Source organism: Microcoleus sp. FACHB-68, assembly GCF_014695715.1.
Taxonomy (GTDB): domain Bacteria; phylum Cyanobacteriota; class Cyanobacteriia; order Cyanobacteriales; family Oscillatoriaceae; genus FACHB-68.
In genome coordinates this window covers 394,288-412,348 of sequence record NZ_JACJOT010000009.1, presented here as the reverse complement: position 1 = coordinate 412,348, position 18,061 = coordinate 394,288, and the positions used below count along the sequence as shown (strand labels likewise).

Below are 18,061 nucleotides of genomic sequence, written 5' to 3'. Positions count from 1 at the left end.
TTTTGTAATTTTCGCTGATTATCAAGCCGATTGGGTTGAAACTCACTCAATCCAACCGGCTTGATAAGTTTAGATGCTGGTGAAATCCTCGCCGGTAATCAAGCCGGCTTCTACTCCCTTTAAGGAAGCTAACAGTTCATCACCGGCAAGAATTAAAGTAGCATTATTACCCGCAGTAATCGTAAGATTCTCGAACGTTAAACCGGCACTTAAACCCAGCAAATCTTCCCCATCTGTGAAATCAGTAATCGTATCACTGCCGGCACCGACTTTCAGCACAAAACGATCATTGCCGGCACCGCCGATTAAACTGTCATTCCCCATATCTCCACTGAGAATATCATCCCCACTACCGCCGATGAGAGTGTCATCATCTTTGCCGCCGTGGAGGCTATCATTGCCATCGCCGCCATCCAAAAGATCCGCACCCGCGTTGCCGTAGAGTGCATCATTGCCGGCATCCCCGCTCAGGGTATCATCGCCGGTATTGCCAATGAGAATATCTTCGTCTTTGCCGCCGCTCTGGGTATCATTACCATTACCACCATCGAGGAGATCATTGCCCACATTGCCGTTGAGGTAGTCGTTGCCATCACCGCCAACAACAGTATCGTTGGCTATATCTCCAAGCAGCAGATCCGCGCCTAGGTTTCCAATGAGCAGATCATTATCTTTGCCCCCATTGATTGTGTCATTACCATTACCACCATCGAGGGTGTCATTATTAGCATTGCCATTAATATAGTCATTGCCGGCACTTCCATGAACCGTGTCATTTCCCTGTTCACCAAACAGCAAATCATCCCCATCTTGTCCTAAGACAACATCATTGTCTTTACCGGCAAAGATTACGTCAATATCATTGCCGCCATCGATATTATCAGCGCCGGCATTTCCAAATAAGATGTCAATTCCGTCACTGCCGATGAGATTGTCATTAGCGCCACTGCCAAAGAGCCAATCATCGCCGGCAAAGCCATCAATTGCTTCGGCTGCATTTGTGCCGGTGATTGTATCGTCCGACTCGCCCCCAGTAAGAGTAGATTCAACTTCATTGATATTGGGAATGATGGGGATGCCAAGTGCAAGATTTCCTAGATCGGCAATGCCAGGAGTTGGTGTGGGTGTTGCTGTGGGTGTTGCTGTGGGTGCCGGTGTTGGGTTAGGTGTCGGTCTTGGAGTTGGATTAGGTGTCGGGGTTGGCGTCGGATTACTCACCGCCAAATTAAAGCGCTCACTATTACTGGCACCGGCAGTATCTGATGCCGTTACCAAAATATCAAACGTCTCTGCCGTCCCTTCTGGGGGCGTCCCTGAAATCGTGCGGGTTTGCTCCTCGAAACTCAACCAGGCCGGTAAGGGACTGCCATCTGCTAGCGTCAACGTATAAGTCAGCGCATTGCCATCGGCATCAACAAACGTATTGTTCGGGAAGGTATAGCTAAAGAGTGTTCCCGCCGTCGCCTGGGTATCTGAAATTGGCGTTGCAACAGTCGGCGCAGTATTCTCCGTGAGGGAAACATTAACCGAATTAATCGCTAGCGTGGTCGGATAATTGCTATCTGGGCTATTTGTAATTGCGTGGGTAATCGTGCCGGCATGAGTGCCTTCACTAACAATAGAATCATCCACAGCTCGTACAGAAATTGTTTGGGCGGTGAGATCGCTACGAGTGAAGGTTAGAGTGTTGGAAAACGTGGTTCCATCTAAACTAATTTGGGTTTGTGCGTCAGCAGTCACCGTAATTTCTACAGAGCCGGTAGGAACGGTATTTAAGGCAATTTGGTAACTGTCGGTAACTCCCCGTGGAGCAACAGATGTAATGCCATCTGATTGAGTAATTGTAGTGCCAGGACTATCGTTATCGGTATTGGTGACATTAATATCTGGCGCATCTAAACCGTTATAGTTGGCATCACTACTAACAGCACCGTCCGTGATAATTTGATAGGCAACTTCCCCATCAGCATTAAGATCATCTTGCCCTGTAATCGTGACAGTTTGAGGAGTATTCCAATTAGTGGAATTAAATGTCACCGATGAAGTGACAGTTCCTTCGGCAGTGTTGCTGCTATTTAAAGCAATAGTGACATCAGATGTCGGTTGAGTATCTAGCTGAAGGGTAAAAGTTGCCGTTCCCCCGGCTTCATTTGTGTTGAGCGTGACACCGACAGGGGTAATGCTAAAGCCTGCCGTATCGTCATCAGTAATTGTTGTCCTGGCAGGCGTGGCGACGGGAACTGTTGCTTGGAAACCGGCAGGTGCAGTAGGGGAAAAAAGAGAAATTTCTACGGTTTCGTTATCTTCATCCACAACATCGCCTAATACATCTAGGGTGATGGTTGCAGTTGTTGAACCGTCAAGAAAGTACATGATATTTTCGTCGGGAGTGCTACTGCTACCACCGGCTCCGGAAACCCTGGCTAGGGTGTAATCTGCGTTATTGGTAGCGGTGCCGGCTAAGTCAAAATTGACGCTGCTGGCTTGATCTGTGCGCCCTGTGCGGGTAATGGTATAGGTGATGGGTGTGGTGTTGCCGATGTTTCCTTCCGCTACTGTAGGAGTGCCGGCCACGATGGCATATTCGATATCATTATCTTCAATGGTTAGCGTGGCGGTGTTATTGGGCGAAACCCTTACCGCGGCACTCGTCGTGTTAGTGAGGGTAACTTGTACCGTCTCATTTTGATCGACAATCGTATCATGGATGGGAACGACATTAATTGTGGCAACTGTTTCCCCGGCGGCAAAGGAGACAGTTCCCGATAAAGCATTGTAGTCGGTGCCACTGGAGGCTGTACCCCCTACCGTGTAAGATACCGTCAGGCCACCATCCGGTGCCGGCTCACTGAGACGAACGATAAAGGTGCCCGTTGTCCCGGCTTCTGTTGGAGACGTGCCGGCGGCGATGCTTACGGGCACGTTTTCGTAGTAGCGGATTGTGCCGTCACGTTCCCCAATAAAAGCATCACTATCCCCATCTCCATCTATATCGGCAAAGGTTGGGGCGCTGTCATACCCCACATCTACACCGTTCAAGGGGTTATTGCTGCCAGTTTGCTCGCTAAATGTCCCGCCAGCGTTGCGATAGTAGCGGATTATGCCGTCACTTGTCCCAATAAAAGCATCACTATCCCCATCCCCATCTATATCGGCAAAGGTTGGTTTGCTGTTATTCCCCACATCCACACCGTCAAAGGGGTTACTGCTGCCAGTTTGCTCGCTAAAGGTGCCGCTATCGTTGAGGTAGTAGCGGATTGTGCCGTCCCATGCCCCAATAAAAGCATCTAAATCTCCATCATTGTCTATATCGGCAAAGGTTGGGGCGCTGCTAAACCCCACATACACATTGTTCAAGGGATTATTGCTGCCAGTTTGCTCGCTAAATGTCCCGCTATCGTTGCGGTAGTAGTAGCGGCTTGTGCCGTCCTGTTCCGCAAGAAGAGTAGGTCTTATTACCGTAATAAAAGCATCTAAATCCCCATCAGAGTCAATATCGCCCAAGGTTGGGGCGACACTAGGGGCGAGCCTACTACTACCGACCGCAGACACGTCAAAGGGTTTACTCGTGCCGAAAAGTTCGATGAAAGTGCCCCCATCGTTGCGGTAGTAGCGGATTTTGCCATCCGAAGTCCCCTGCGAATTGTAATATGTACTGTCACCAATAACAGCGTCTAAATCCCCATCAGCGTCAATATCGCCTAAGGTTGGTTTGCTGGAACCCCCCACATCAACACCATTAAAGGGGTTATTGCTGCCGGTTTGTTCTTGAAAAGCTGCCATTTTTAGTTTCTCCTAATTTCGTTATCAGTCATGGGTGAAGTCTGATTGCAGACTTCCTTTGCTAGACCTCGGCTATTTTTCTCTGACAGCCTCTCTGTGTTTAAAGTTGCTTAAATGAATGCCGTGCTTCACTACAAAAAGTTAAATAAGGCTCGATTCGGCGTCTTGAAAAATTCCGCATGGCTTCATTCTCCCAAGCAATAGAATAGGTACAGTAAGGCACGGAACTCGCAATTTGCCGTCGAATTGCTTCCGCCAAAGCTGGAATACCCCGTCCGAATTTTTGGAAGTTCTCTGAAACGAATAAGGAAGAATAGCGAATGGTATCCGGCGCAACCCGGTGAGTTACCACCCAGCCAATCACTTCGCCTTGATAGCGCAATCCTAAACTATTGAGAAATTCGATTCTGCCGGCATCTCCAAAAGGACTTAAAGCTTCTGGATAGTCTTTTCGCTCAATAATTTTTTGCGCTTCGGCTTGCGTTAATTCCTGCCAAGGGAAAATTTCAAACTCTGCCGGCAACTTGGTTTTGTACAGCCAAGGTGCTTGAGCAATTTTTTCCGTTGTGGTTTTACACAGCAAAAATTTTGATTCAGGTGGTTGCCAGCTTAGTTTCCTGAGAATCGGTTCTAAGGCTAACTGAGTTATTTGTGTTTGCTGATAAGAAATGTCTATTTGCCGGCAGCCATTATCTGCCAATCCTTTTTCTAAAAAGTAAAGTAATTGAGTTCCAATCTTTTGATTGCGAAACTCTGGAACAACCAAAAAAGAAATGATTTCAGCACGCTTGTCTTCTGGCAAAACTTCTGCAATTGCAAAGCCAACAAGCTGCCCACCAACTGAGGCGGATACGCCCAACAAGTCGCCTCGCAGTTGTCGGGTTTGCCAGCGTTTTTTAAGACTCGGAAAGGTTAGGGCATCGTATTCACAAGAAGAAGCAACATCCAGGTTATGCACCATTTGGTATTTAACCTGGAATGATGTTGGGGATGGGGAATCGGGGATTGGGGATGGGGCGTTAATGGGTTCCCCTTTTGCCGATGCGACGGCAGGTTTTGTGATAACAATACCTTGAGCATTCGGGAATGTTACAAGACGCTCAATTTCATCGCCTTCTAATCCGATAATGGCGGCTTGACGCACTCCCGGCAATACCGCAACATCGTACAATTCGCAGACTTCCCCATCCAGTTGCAGCCAGTGGACAATCTTGCCGGCATTTAAGTCAATCACCATTAAGCCGCAATAGGCAACGGTTCCTCTGGCGGCTAGGTTTTGTTCAAGTTGCAAGCCGGCTAAGCGTCCATCGCGGGGTTTAGACATTCCCACAATGGCAAAATGGTTGTGAAATGCTAATCCCCGCACAAAACCCGGACAAAAGGCAACGGGTTCAAACTTGCCGGTGTCAAGATCCGCATATCCAAATTCCCCAGTGCCGGAGTTGAGCAGCCACAGTTTGCCGTTGTAAACTCTGGGTGAGTGGGGCATGGAAAGACCGGCAACGAGTACCTCATCTGTTTGCACATCCATGATTACTCCGCCTTTATCCCGCTTTTGCCGCCAGTTTGACGCCACATCCGAATCACTCACGGCAGTAACATAGCGGGGTTTTCCCTCGACTACCGCGACTCCGTTGAGGTGGCAGCGATCTTCGGGGACAAGTTTGGAGATAAAAGGAGGTTTCCAAATCGGGTTAAAGCTGTACTGCGGATGAACAGTGGCAAGGCAGCTAAACAACGTATTAACAAAAACGATTTCTTCAGATTCTGGAAGAACTACGACATCATGGGTGTTTAAATCGCCGGTAATATACCCGGTTCGCGGCAGATAAATTTTGTCATAGTCTTGGTAGGAATTAAAGCTTTCTTTGCCGGCAGTATTTACACTGATGCCTTCAATTTGCCACAGATGAAATCGTGTGCTCATGTAAAGCCGCTCATCTGTAGCATACAGTCCCATTGGCCGGTCAAAACTGCGATTAAACGCAGAAAGTTGCCCGTCTGGTTTTAATCCAATTAAAAATAGCCGGTTGGATTGATAAGTCGTGAAAGCGAGGCTAATTTGCTGGGAGTGTAACCAGTCTTGAAAATGACGCGAACAAGTAATTTTCAAGACTGGAGAGGGTTCTGAGGCTGAGTTCGATAGCTGTATCACTGAAGAAAATCTCCATAAAGCGTGACACATTTTGGACACGCCGGCAGCCTCTACCCTAACCCAAAAAAATCTTTCTGTGTAGAGTTGATTATTTTCACTAAATCTGAAAAAAGGTTATTTTTGTTATGAGTTTTTTTGTCAGCCGGCACTCAATACAGTAGGGTGCGTGAGTCACGCACCCTACTCGACTGATAGCCGCAAAATTCTTGGGGAAAACCGTCCTATTCCCTCTGCCTTGCTGAGATGTGAGGCAGAGGGTATGTGTGACTACACTTGGGCAAAATCATTGACAGTGATCAAGCCGGCTTGCACTCCAGTTAAAGAAGCAAGAAGTTCATCACCGGCACTAATCAAAGCAGCGTTATTACCCGAAGTAATCGTGAGATTTGCGAAGGTTAAACCGGCACTTAAACTCAGGAAATCTTCACCATCCATAAAATCGGTAATCGTATCGCTGCCGGCACCAACTTTCAAGAAGAAAATATCACTGCCGGCACCGCCAGTCAGGATATCATTACCCAAATCCCCAATCAGTACATCATCCCCATTACCGCCAGTCAGTACATCATTATCCTTGCCGCCATAAAGTGTGTCATTGCCATCCCCACCATCAAGAGTGTCACTACCTTGATTTCCGTAAAGCGAATCATTACCCAATTCACCATTGAGCAAATCATTGCCGACATTGCCAACTAAAGTGTCATTATCCTTACCCCCGTAGAGAGTATCATCACCCTCACACCCATCCATAATGTCATCGCCGGCATTACCAAAGACACTATCATTGCCTTCACCACCGCAAAGAGTGTCATTGCCAATATCACCGAGGAGAATATCATTCCCTAAGCTTCCTTTGAGGATGTCATGATCCTTGCCGCCAAAAATCGTATCGTTACCGTCGCCGCCATCGATAAAATCAGCGCCAACATTACCAAATAGCAGATCATTGCCGGCACCCCCAACAATCGTATCGTTCCCGATATCACCTAAGACAACATCATCGCCGGCATTCCCCAACAAAGCATCATTATCTTTGCCGCCAAAAATCGTATCATTCCCGGCTTCGCCATCAATGAAATCATCGCCAATATTGCCGAATAATAAATCATTGCCGGCACCGCCAAGGATAGTATCATTGCCGATATCGCCTAAGACAATATCATCACCATCGCCACCTAATATGCCATCCGCATCTTGACCGCCAAAAGCGATATCATTGCCAACACCGGCATCGATAAAATCAGCACCAATATTGCCAAACAGCAAGTCATCGCCATCACCGCCATAAACATTATCATTGCTATCCATTGCAACAATAATGTCATTACCGCCTTCACCAGAAAACGCTTCTGCGGCAGAATTTCCGACAAAAGAATCTACACCATTTTCCCCATTAAAATTGCTTTCAACAAGATTCGGAATAATTGTGGCAGCAACTAAACTAGGCGTGGGGAAAATATCGCAGAGGCAACTGGTATCGGTAGACGTTGGGGTGGGTGCCGGTGTTGGGTTGGGAGTTGGTGCCGGTATTGGGAAGCGTATTGGGTTAGGAGTGGGAGTCGGCGTGGGTTCAGGTGTCGGAGTCGGAGTGGGTTCAGGTGTCGGAGTCGGTGTTGGTACACTCACCGCCAAATTAAAGCTATCACCGGCAGAAGCACCCTCCGCATCCTTAACCGTCACCAAAACATCAAACGTTGCCGCCGTCCCTTCTGGAGGTGTCCCTGAAATCGTGCGTGTTTGCAAATCGAAACTCAACCATGCCGGCAAGGGACTACCATCCGCCAGCGTCAACGCATAAGTCAGCGCATCCCCATCCGCATCAACAAACGTATTTTCTGGGAATGTATAAGTAAAGACTGTTCCCGCCGTTGCCGTACGATCTGAAATGGGTGTTGCCACTACCGGCGCAGTATTCGGAGTCGCATTAACCGTTAAAGTCAACACATCACTGGCAGTTGCCACGCCATCGGATGCCGTCACTTTTACATTAAGTGCGCCTAAATCATCTGGGTTTGGCGTTCCTGAAAATGCGCGGGTTGTCGGGTTAAAGCTTAACCAACTTGGTAAAGGTTCGCCATTTTCTAAACTGGCGCTGTAAGTGAGGGTGTCGCCATCAACATCCGTGAACGTATTCTCGGCAACCGTGAAATTAAAGGCGGTATTTTGCACCGCACTTTGATCACTAATTGCTGCCGATAACGTCGGCGGATCATTAACAGGCTTAACCGTTAAACTTACTGTGCTACCTGTTGCCGCATACGCCGTGCCATCTGAAGCATTCCAGTTAAAAGTAACCGCTCCATTAAAATTAGCTGTCGGTGTAAAGGTGAGATTGTTGAGTTCAGCAACCGCAATTTCTTGATTAACCGTTACTACAGCGCCGGCTAAACTTAGCGTGCCATTTTGAGGTAGCGAGGTGAGCTGAATCTTCGCTAAATTCTCACCATCTAAATCTCCAAAGGCACCCGTAAAGTCAGTTGCATCAAATACAATGTTTGTATCTTCATCGCCTTGTTTAACCACCGTACTGACAATCGGCAGGTTATTAACATTATTGACGGTGAGGTTAACACTTGCAGCAGCCGCTGCGTAGGCAATGCCATCAAACGCATTCCAAGTAAAGTTGGTTGTGCCATCAAAATTGGCATTGGGGGAAAAAACAAGATTGCCTAAAACTGCTGCTTCAATTTCTTGATTCGCTGTGACAGAGGCACCGCTGAGTTTGAGGGTTCCGTTAGTAGGAAGCGAGGTAATTTTAACGAGAGTTAGCGGATTATTATCCGCATCGATAAACTGGCTGGTAAAGTCAGCGGCAGTAAAGGCAATGTCAGCATTTTCATTCCCGACTTTAGCAATATTCCCTAAAGTTGGCGCGGTGTTAATTACATCAACCGCTAAGCTAACATTCGCGCCGGCAGCCGCATAAGCGGTGCCATCAAAGCCATTCCAACCAAAGGTAATGACTCCAGAGAAACCAGCATTTGGTGTAAAGGCAAGGCTTGCTAAAGCCGCCGCTTCAATTTCTTGATTGGGTGTAACCGCTACTCCGTTTAATGTCAGACTTCCATTACCGGGAAGTGAGGTTATTTGAATCTTGTTGAGCGGATTATTATCTAAATCTCCAAAGGCACTTTGGAAGTCAGCGGAAGCAAAGGCAATTGCGATGCCGGCACTTCCGGTTTTGCTAATTGTACTGACAACCGGCAAATCATTTATTGGGTTAACGGTTAAGTTGATTTGTGCATTCGTTGCGGAATAACTTGTGCCGTCAAAGCCATTCCAACCCAAGCTGAAGGTGCCGTTAAAATTGGGATTGGGAGTGAAGGTTAAACCGGCTATTTCTGCAACGGCGATTTCTTGATTGGTTGCAACAGAAACTCCGTTTAAGGTGAGGTTTCCATTACCCGGCAGTGCGGTAATTTTGATTTTTGTGAGGGTGTCGCCGTCAGCATCCGTAAAGGCGCTGGTGAAGTTAGCGGCTGTGAAGGTAATGGCACTGTCTTCATCGCCTGATAGGCTGATATTACTGAGTGCCGGCAGATCATTGATGGGATTGAGTGTCAGGTTAACGGTTGCACCGGCAACTGCATAAGTAGTGCCATCAAAGCCATTCCAATTAAAACTGGTGCTGCCGGTGAAATTAGCCGTTGGGGTGAAAGATAGATTGCCTAAAGCCGCAAACTCAATTTCTTGATTGGCTGTGACGGCAACGCCATTTAAGCTGAGGGTGCCGTTAGCCGGCAAGGTGGTAATTTGGATTTTGGTGAGACTGTTGGCGTCAACATCACTAAAGGTGCCGGTGAAGTCAGCCGAGGTGAAAGAAATGGTTGTGTCTTCTTGTGCGACTTTGGCAATATTGGTGACGATGGGTGCGTCATTAACGGGTGTGATATTGAGGTTGACTGTGGCGTTGGTAGCTGCGTAAGCGGTGCCGTCAAATCCATTCCAGTCAAAGCTGACATTGCCGTTAAAGTTGGGGTTGGGAGTGAAGGAAAGGTTGCCGAGATTGGCAGCTTCAATTTCATCTCCTGCGGCGACAGCAACTCCATTTAATGTCAGGCTGCCGCTGCTGGGTAAGGAGGCAATTTGAATTCGGGTTAAGCTGTTGCTATTTGCATCCGTAAATGCGCCGGTGAAATCAGCCGCTGTAAAGGTAATTGCGGTATCTTCACTGCCGGGTTTGCTGATATTAGTAACGGTGGGGGGTTGGTTGGCGTCGGTGATATTGACGGTGACGGGATTAATGACGAGTGTGGTGGGATATTCAGTAGCGGCACTGCTACTGATAGTGTGGGTGATGGTGCCGGCATGGTTATTTTCTACGACACTATCATTGATGGCTCGCACGGTAATTGTTTGAGCGCTGGTGTCGGTACGCGAGAAGGTTAAGCTGTTAGAAAATGTGGTGCCATCAAGGCTGATTTCGGTTTGGGTGTCGGCGGTGGCGGTAATATCAACGCTGCCGGTGGGAATTGTATTTAGGGCAATTTGGTAAGTGTCTGTTGCGCCACCTTCGGCAGATGAGGTGATGCCATCTGATTGGGTAATTGTGACGCCGGCAATGTCGTTGTCGCTGTTGCTGGCTGAAACTAATGGGAAGGTTAATGCGCTGTATTTGGCATCGGTGCTGGAAACGGTGCCGGTGATTTGATAGGCGATATTGCCATCGACAACATTATCATCAACGCCGGTGAGGGTAACGGTTTGGGGGGTGTTCCAATTGCTGGAATTGAATGTTATTAGTGGAGTAACTGTGCCTTCTGCACTGTTGCTACTGCTGAAGGCAATGGTGACATCAGCAGTGGGTTGCGTATTGAGTGCAACGGTAAAGGTTGCGGTTCCCCCGGCTTCGCTGGTGTTGAGAATGACATCGGCATTCGTGATGGTGAAGCCGGCTGTGTCATCATCTGTGATGGTTGTCGTGGCAGAAGTCAAGTAGTTGAAATCGGTTGCTGCTTGAAAACCGGCAGGGGTGGTGCTGGGAGTGAGGGAAATTTGGAGATTTTCGTTATCTTCATCGACAACATCACCTAAAACGTCGAGGGTGAGGGTTGCTTCTGTTGCACCGGCAGCAAAATTAATGGTATTTCCGGTTAAGGTAATGCCGGTGCCGGTGACAATGATGTTGTTGTAGTCGCTGCCGTTGGTGGCAGTTCCCCCAAAGTTCAGATCTACGCTGCTGGCGACATCAGTGCGTCCATTACGAAAGATCCTGTAGGGCGCGTTGGTTGCGCCGGTGTTGCCTTCTGGGAGGATGAATAAACCTTCATCGCCGCCAACAGAAAAGATGCCATACCCGATATCGTTATCTTCAATGGTTAGCGTGGCACTGTTATTCGGGGAGGCGGCGATGCTGTAGCCGGTGCCGGCAGCAAGGGTGAGGTTGATGTTTTCGTTGAACTCAACTGAGGTGTCGTTAATGGCACTGACATCAATTGTGGCAGAAGTTTGACCGGCAGCTATCGTCACAGTTCCGGTTAAAGCGGTGTAGTCTGTGCCGTTGGTTGCACTGCCGGCAACAGTGTAATTAAGGGTAGTGGCGCTCGATGCCGCACTGCTGAGGGTGACGGTAAAGATGCCGGGGGTGCCGGCTTCTGTTGCAGGAGTGCCGGCGCTGATGCTGGCGGTGGGTAAAAGCTGTACATTAATCACCCCATAAACGTCCTCGTTATCTGCCGCAACGCCAGAAGTCGTGGGGTTGGGGTTGGCGTTGTTGGCAGCGTTGTTGCCGCTGAAGTTGGGCAGGCTGCCGACAGCATTGACGGTGGGGAGGCTAGAGGGCATTCCCTGGTTGTTGCCGTTGCTGTTGGAAAGGGATTGCATCGCAAAAATGGCCCCGCCTTTACCTTGGCCAGGGGCTGGGGCGAAGCTACCGCCGCCTATGGCACTGTTGTCGGTGAAGGTAGTAACGTTGAGGTTTAACGTGCCGGTGCGAATAAATATCGCTCCCCCAAAGCCGGCACCCCCGCCGCCGTAAAAGCCGCCAGCGCCGCCGCCAAAGCCGCCATAACCGCCAAAGTCGCCAAAGCTGCCAAAGTCGCTGCCGCCAAAGCCGCCGCCGCCGCCCCCATAACCGCCATTGCCGCCATTGCCGCCATTGCCGCCGCCGCTAAAGACGCCGCCATTGCCAGCAATGCCGCCGCCGCCGCCAAAGCCGCCGCCGCCGCCAAAGCCGCCATTGCCGCCAGTGCCGCCAGTGCCGCCAGTGCCGGCAATGTCGGCATTGCCGCCATTGCCGCCGCCGCCACCGCCAGCAAACAAGCCGCCAGTGCCGCCAGTGCCGCCAGTGCCGCCAGTGCCGCCAGTGCCACCATAGCTGCCGCCAGTGCCGCCAGTGCCGCCAGTGCCGCCGAAAAATCCGCCAGTGCCGCCAGTGCCACCAGTGTTGCCAGTGCCATTACTGCCAAAGCTGCCAGTGCCGCCAAAGCCGCCAAAGCCGCCGCCGCCGCTGCTAAAGCTGCCGAAAAATCCGCCAGTGCCACCTTTGCCGCCAAAGCCGCCGACTGCAGAGTTGTTGGAGAAGCTGACACTACTGAGCGTTACCGTTCCGCCATAAATAAATAGTCCGCCCCCCATACCGGCAGCACCACCACCGCCATCTCCACCTTGCGCTCGGCCACCCGTAACACTTAAATTGGAGAAGCTGACAACCCCCGACCTCACAAAGAAGGGACGGACATCACCAAAATCATTAATCCCGTTATTATTGGCATCCCCACTGACGATATTATTATTGCCAATAATGTTGATATTGCTGTCAATTGCGATTTGCGGGTTGGCTGTGATGACATTGGTGTTCAAAAGGATGGTGTCATCCCCTGCCGTGTTATTCGCTTGCAAAATTGCCCAGCTTAAGGTGCCGACGGTGTTGCCGGTTCCGTCGTCATTGGCAACTGTAACCGCAAAGTCTGCCAGGACATACTCGTAAGCGTCCATCGCTTCGGCAGAGAGGGGAGTTGCCGTTTCAATGCTGCCAGTTGCGATTTCTAAATCCCAATCTCCGCCAACTGCACTACTGCCGGTTTTGTTATCAGAAGCAGCAATATCTGCCCCGGTGATTTCGCTCAGTCGTGCAATAAAAGAAGGATCTGCCGCGACATCGCACCCATACAATAAAATATCGGCAGTTTCACCCAAATTCGATTGCCACTGTTGCAATAAATGGGAATAGCTTTCTAAGTTTTCACCGTTGAGTTGGGTTGCTCCGAGCTTTAAACTGCCCGGACTGCCGTGTGAAATAATATGAACCGCGCTTAGATTGGAGGTGCCGGCGATAATTTCGCTAATTTGCTCGACCCCATCTTGGGTGTCATCAAGAATAACAACTTGTGTACCTGCGTTAATGCCGGCGAGCAGTTGTTGATAATTTTTAACGGTTGGATCGACAATAATAATTTGCGACTGTCCCAGGTTAGTTTCGGTGTTCATAGGATTGGTTGTTTTTTGTTGGAATGGATTGAATTACTACGATGATTTGCTGTATCGGAAATGTGTTAACTCCCGAAGAGTTAAATTGGATCACTTCCCAACTCGAAAACGGTGAGTTTATCGATGGCAAACTGACAGCGGGTGTAGCAGCGCCACTGAAGCACAACCTGCAATTAAAAGCTGATACTAATTTGGCGCGAGAACTTAATAAGGTGGTGATCCAAGCTCTCTGGCGAGCGCAACCTTTTGAAATGGCCGCGCGACCGAAATTTATACGTCCTGCTATGTTTAGCCGGTATGAGCCGGCAATGAAATATGGAACTCATGTTGATCAAGCGATTATGAGAGATCATAATTATGTGATGCGCTCGGATCTTTCTGTAACTTTGTTTTTGAGTCCAGCATCAAGTTACACTGGCGGTGAGTTGGTGATAGAAAGTCCTCACGGAGAACAAGCTTTTAAATTAGATGCCGGTGCCTTGGTAGTCTATCCTTCAACGTCCTTGCATCGTGTTGAAACCGTCACTCAAGGAATAAGATTGGCAGCCGTTACTTGGGTACAAAGTTTGATTCGAGACGCGCATCAGCGTGAGATTTTATTTGAAATTGATACGGCTCGTCAAAGCATTTTTGCGAAAGAGGGAAAAACCCCTGAGTTTGATTCACTCTGCAAAGCTTTTACAAATTTAATCCGTCTATGGGCTGAGGTTTAAGGAGGGAGTTTTGGGAGCATCTGCTTTGGGTTTGGCTACAATAACGCTGGCTTTGCTATAACTCGGTTCTGCCCAAAATGACAAGTTATTAAATCGCTCATATAAGTCTGGCGGCAAAATAGTTTGTCGCGGCTGAAATTCAACTTTTTTTCGGATGTTATGCAATCCTCTTGTTTTGAGTTTATCATCAAATTCTGCTGCTTCATACTCAATGTTTTCATAATCATGGTTGAAATTTTCTTCTCCGATAAATTGATAAATTAAGGCAATTGTTTTATCAGGTTTTTGAGTAAATAAATCGTAATCAATTAATAAAATACGATGTGAATGTTCGCTATAAAATGCTTCCTTGAGGGCATTATAAGCAAAACCAACCAATCTTCCACCTTGGCTTAATGCTTCAGTTCTTGTGTAAACCGTTGCCCGTTCTGTTGGGTTGCCAAATAATCCAGAAATATCAAAAGCATTTTGGCGAATTAAGCGCTCAATGCTGTCCATTACCCAGGCAATGTTTCTGACGCAGCAAATAATTTTGGCATTGGGAAATAATTCCGCAATTAAGCTTAATTTCGCACACCAAAGCCGGTTAGTGTCAAAAATAACGCTTTTATCCGCTTGCGCTTGGTAGTAAGCTGAAAAAATCCCCTGAATTAGCGCTTGTTTTTGTTCTGGCGAGATAAAAACCGAATATTCATTGTTTTCGCTCATGGCTTCCAGCATCCGCTCAACTAATGCCCCAACAGGAGAAGTCATGCCGGCGTGAAATCGAGGGTTTTGCCGCAATATTGCCGCTAGTAATGTGGAACCTGAACGTGGCAGTCCAGAAATAAAGTGAATTTTTTCAGGCATTGTCTAAAACAAAAATGGGCAAGTTGAACAGATGGGAAGGATCTCAACAAACGCGATAGTTAAAGCATTGTAAACTTCCCGCACTGGCGAAACTAAGTATTAAGGATAAGCAACAATTTGCCACCTGTGCGATTTAGGCGAGCGGCTTAAGGCGTTCTACTAGGGCAAGAAGCGTAATAGCCGAGTAAATATTCGTTCAAATGAAGAAACTATCCGGATGGGTTGCATCAAAGTAAAAATAGCTGTGTGGATTGATAAGTAGTGAAAGTAAGGCTAATATTTTGGGAGTGCAAGCAGTCTTAAAAATGACGAGAATAAGTAATTTTCAAGGTTGGAAAGGTTTTTAAGGCTGAGTTTGGTAGCTGTCCCTCTGAAACAAAAATCTCTATCGAGAGAATATGGATTAATTTTTTTCTAGCACTCTAATTTTTATAATATCCCACAAAAATCTATCTGGCGAGGATTGATTTTAAAAAAAATATTGGATATACTAAAGAATTAAGTATTTTGTTTTTTCCAGGTCTGTATCACGGGCATTCAATCCCACCCATCAAGATCGCAAAAACCCTGGCTGGGTGAGAGATTGTTTCATCTCCACTTCCCAGAACCAGGGTTTTCAACATTATGCTAAAAAGCTTGAATGTTAAGCTTTCGCAATGATAGTGCGGTGACGGGGACTATTCGGTGTAATAGTGGGCGCTTCAAAGCCGGCATCCTCTGCTATACCAACTTAATTAAAAAAAGGCCGGCATCTTCCTAAAGCTAGATTAAGGCAATAGGACATTAAACTAGCAACAAACAGGGAATTAATATAAATTAAAGCATTAATATAGACAAACAAGAATTGAAGCTTTCAATAAAATTAATATTTACAAAAACCTTAAAATTTCGTTTTAGATGGAGAAAAGAAGGGTGTATTTTAAGTGATTTTTATTAAATAGATTAATTAATTTTTAAACTTAGGGAATGTAAGTTTTCTATAAAAATACAAATTTTATCCTATTTTTTATAGAAAAAATTGTGCCGGCATAAAAGCTTTTACTGCCGAATAAATATTTATGCAGATGTTTCTCTAAAACTCATCTAATACAGCCTGGAAGCAATAAAAACCCTCGGGAGACAGATTTAGGTGAAAATCAGCATAATTTAGTCCCTAAAGAAAAATAATTCAGTATTAATACTTATTGAATGAGTGAAAAGGCTGCTTGTATTCTGCAAATAGAGCTTTAAACTAAAGAAGGTGGCTTATTGCTAGTTTTGTTTAATCAATTATAAAAATAAAAACCAAGCCGGCGCGACACTAAACTTTCAGACTCTCATCCTGGATAGCCTGAGTGCCAGGGATCAATAAGGGAGGAGATAAAAGGTTCTCCAGTTTTTTAGCTGAAGTGATACAGAGAGCAGAAACTTGGGAAGGCTAAAGAATAAACTTCTGTAAAACCTATGCGCGGACATTAGCAAAGGCAGAACATTGAACTAACCCTTTCAGCGTAGGAGTGATTCAGTTTACTCACTTAGGGAGACCAACCCGCTGGGGGTAAACACGCCGGCATCTATAGACTCTTATATTCAGGCTATCGCCTTGGCCAAACTCGACTCAGTAGTTTGCATCTCAAAGCTTTATTCATCAATCAGAAGTAGCGCCCAATGACACAATCTAATCGTCCCCCCGTTCCACCCCCTCCTGGTGTACCCCGCGTTCCTCCGATGCCACCGCCACCTGGCCGGCCCCCAGCACCTCCGGCTAGTATGACAACAGGGACGGCAGCAGCCGGCACGACTCAGCGGCAGTCTTCACAAACAATGACAATGCCGGCAGCACCTCCGCCGGTAGCCCCTCCGCCGGCAGCACCTCCAGCAGCCACTAGCCAGGCTCAACAAACTCGCCCACCAGCGGCGGCAGCACCGGCAACTCCGAAATTCTCAGCATCCGGTGGGGCGCAGCCAACTTTAAGAGCAATGGTCGGGGTCGCTAACGAAAAAGGGTGTTCTGATATTCACTTAGGCGTCAATGAAGCCCCTCGTTTCCGTAGTCGGGGCGACATCGTACCCACCGAGTGGCCCGTAACCGATTTAGATACGTTTATGGGTTGGCTACAGGAAGTGCTGACGGATGAGGAAATCCGGCAGTTTCAAGAGCACCTAGACTTTGACGGCGCAGCAGATTTAGGCTTTGTCCGCATCCGGATTAATATTTTTGATAGTTTAGCCGGCCCAGCGATGGTGTTGCGCTTGATCGGATCGCAGATTCTGACAATGGAGCAGCTGAAGTTGCCGCCGGTGTTCAAGGATCTGTGCCACTATCATAAAGGGTTACTTTTGGTGACAGGGCCAACAGGTTCGGGTAAGTCCACCACAATGGCAGCCATGATGGATTACATCAATAAGAACATGGCTAAACATATCATCACCATTGAAGACCCAGTTGAATTTGTCCATGTCAGCCAAAAATGCTTGATCAAGCACCGAGAAGTAGGCCGGCACACCCTAGAATTTAAAAACGCCCTGAAAGCCGCTTTGCGGGAAGACCCGGATATGATGCTGGTGGGGGAAATTCGAGATCAAGAAACGATTAATATTGCCCTGAAAGCCGCTTCAACGGGTCACTTAGTGGCAGGAACCCTGCACACCAACAGCGCCATTAAAACCATTGAGCGGATTATGGGGATGTTCCCTCCTGCAGAACAGCCGGCAATGCGGGTGTCTTTGGCAGAATCTCTCGTGGCAATTATCGCTCAAGGTTTGTGCAAAACCACAGACGGCAAACGGGCTGCCTATCACGACATTATGGTCGCCACGGATGCGATTAGAGAATACATTATCAAAGGTGAAATGGAGGAAATCAACCAAGTGATGCTCAAGTCCGAGTTCGATGGCATGATCACCATGAACAAGGCACTACTTAACCTTTATCAAGAAGGTCGCATTACTGAGGAAATTGCCTTGGAAATGTCGCCTACTCCGAATGAAATGGCACAATTCCTGCGAGGACGTATCTAAAGAAGGATGAAGAATTTAGATATCTGGGCAAAAATGAGTTAGGGATCAAGAAGAGAAGGATAAAACATAGAAGAATTTACACTTCCTGTTTCATCCTTCACCCCAGATTAGCTAGAAAATTGAGCTGCTCCCC

6 protein-coding genes are annotated in these 18,061 nt (G+C 47.6%); 2 read left to right on the top strand and 4 right to left on the bottom strand.

Going from position 1 to position 18,061, the window contains the following annotated elements; all coding sequences use genetic code 11:
* Positions 1 to 69: 69 nt before the first annotated feature.
* The 3 genes from H6F73_RS17060 to H6F73_RS17050 all read right to left on the bottom strand — a co-directional run bounded on the left by H6F73_RS17060 (position 70) and on the right by H6F73_RS17050 (position 13,366).
* Complete coding sequence (locus tag H6F73_RS17060; protein WP_190759969.1) at positions 70 to 3,783, bottom strand: putative Ig domain-containing protein; 3,714 nt, start codon at positions 3,781 to 3,783, stop codon at positions 70 to 72.
* 100 nt (positions 3,784 to 3,883) lie between these two features.
* Positions 3,884 to 5,938, bottom strand: coding sequence for a TIGR03032 family protein (locus H6F73_RS17055; protein WP_190759968.1), 2,055 nt, complete (start codon positions 5,936 to 5,938; stop codon positions 3,884 to 3,886).
* A gap of 267 nt (positions 5,939 to 6,205) precedes the next feature.
* Positions 6,206 to 13,366 carry a DUF4347 domain-containing protein gene (locus H6F73_RS17050; RefSeq protein WP_190759967.1) on the bottom strand — a complete coding sequence of 2,387 codons (7,161 nt, stop codon included), beginning with the start codon at positions 13,364 to 13,366 and terminating at the stop codon, positions 6,206 to 6,208.
* Positions 13,367 to 13,407: 41 nt separating this feature from the next.
* Here H6F73_RS17050 and H6F73_RS17045 point away from each other — a divergent pair, with 41 nt between their 5' ends.
* A complete protein-coding gene (locus H6F73_RS17045) occupies positions 13,408 to 14,079 on the top strand; it encodes a Fe2+-dependent dioxygenase (RefSeq protein ID WP_190759966.1) in 672 nt (223 codons plus the stop codon).
* Here H6F73_RS17045 and H6F73_RS17040 read toward each other — a convergent pair.
* Positions 14,062 to 14,928, bottom strand: coding sequence for a sulfotransferase (locus H6F73_RS17040; RefSeq protein ID WP_190759965.1), 867 nt, complete (start codon positions 14,926 to 14,928; stop codon positions 14,062 to 14,064). The two genes, H6F73_RS17045 and H6F73_RS17040, sit on opposite strands and share 18 nt — an antisense overlap.
* Before the next feature lie 1,647 nt (positions 14,929 to 16,575).
* Here H6F73_RS17040 and H6F73_RS17035 point away from each other — a divergent pair.
* The gene (locus H6F73_RS17035; protein ID WP_190759964.1) at positions 16,576 to 17,928 is read left to right on the top strand and encodes a type IV pilus twitching motility protein PilT; all 1,353 of its coding nucleotides are present in this window, start codon (positions 16,576 to 16,578) and stop codon (positions 17,926 to 17,928) included.
* Positions 17,929 to 18,061: the final 133 nt, after the last annotated feature.

Excerpts from the sequence above, each read along its gene's own strand:
- H6F73_RS17040 (WP_190759965.1), bottom strand. The coding sequence starts at position 14,928 with ATGCCTGAAAAAATTCACTTTATTTCTGGACTGCCACGTTCAGGTTCC.
- H6F73_RS17050 (WP_190759967.1), bottom strand. The coding sequence starts at position 13,366 with ATGAACACCGAAACTAACCTGGGACAGTCGCAAATTATTATTGTCGAT.
- H6F73_RS17045 (WP_190759966.1), top strand. The coding sequence starts at position 13,408 with ATGATTTGCTGTATCGGAAATGTGTTAACTCCCGAAGAGTTAAATTGG.
- H6F73_RS17060 (WP_190759969.1), bottom strand. The coding sequence starts at position 3,783 with ATGGCAGCTTTTCAAGAACAAACCGGCAGCAATAACCCCTTTAATGGT.
- H6F73_RS17035 (WP_190759964.1), top strand. The coding sequence starts at position 16,576 with ATGACACAATCTAATCGTCCCCCCGTTCCACCCCCTCCTGGTGTACCC.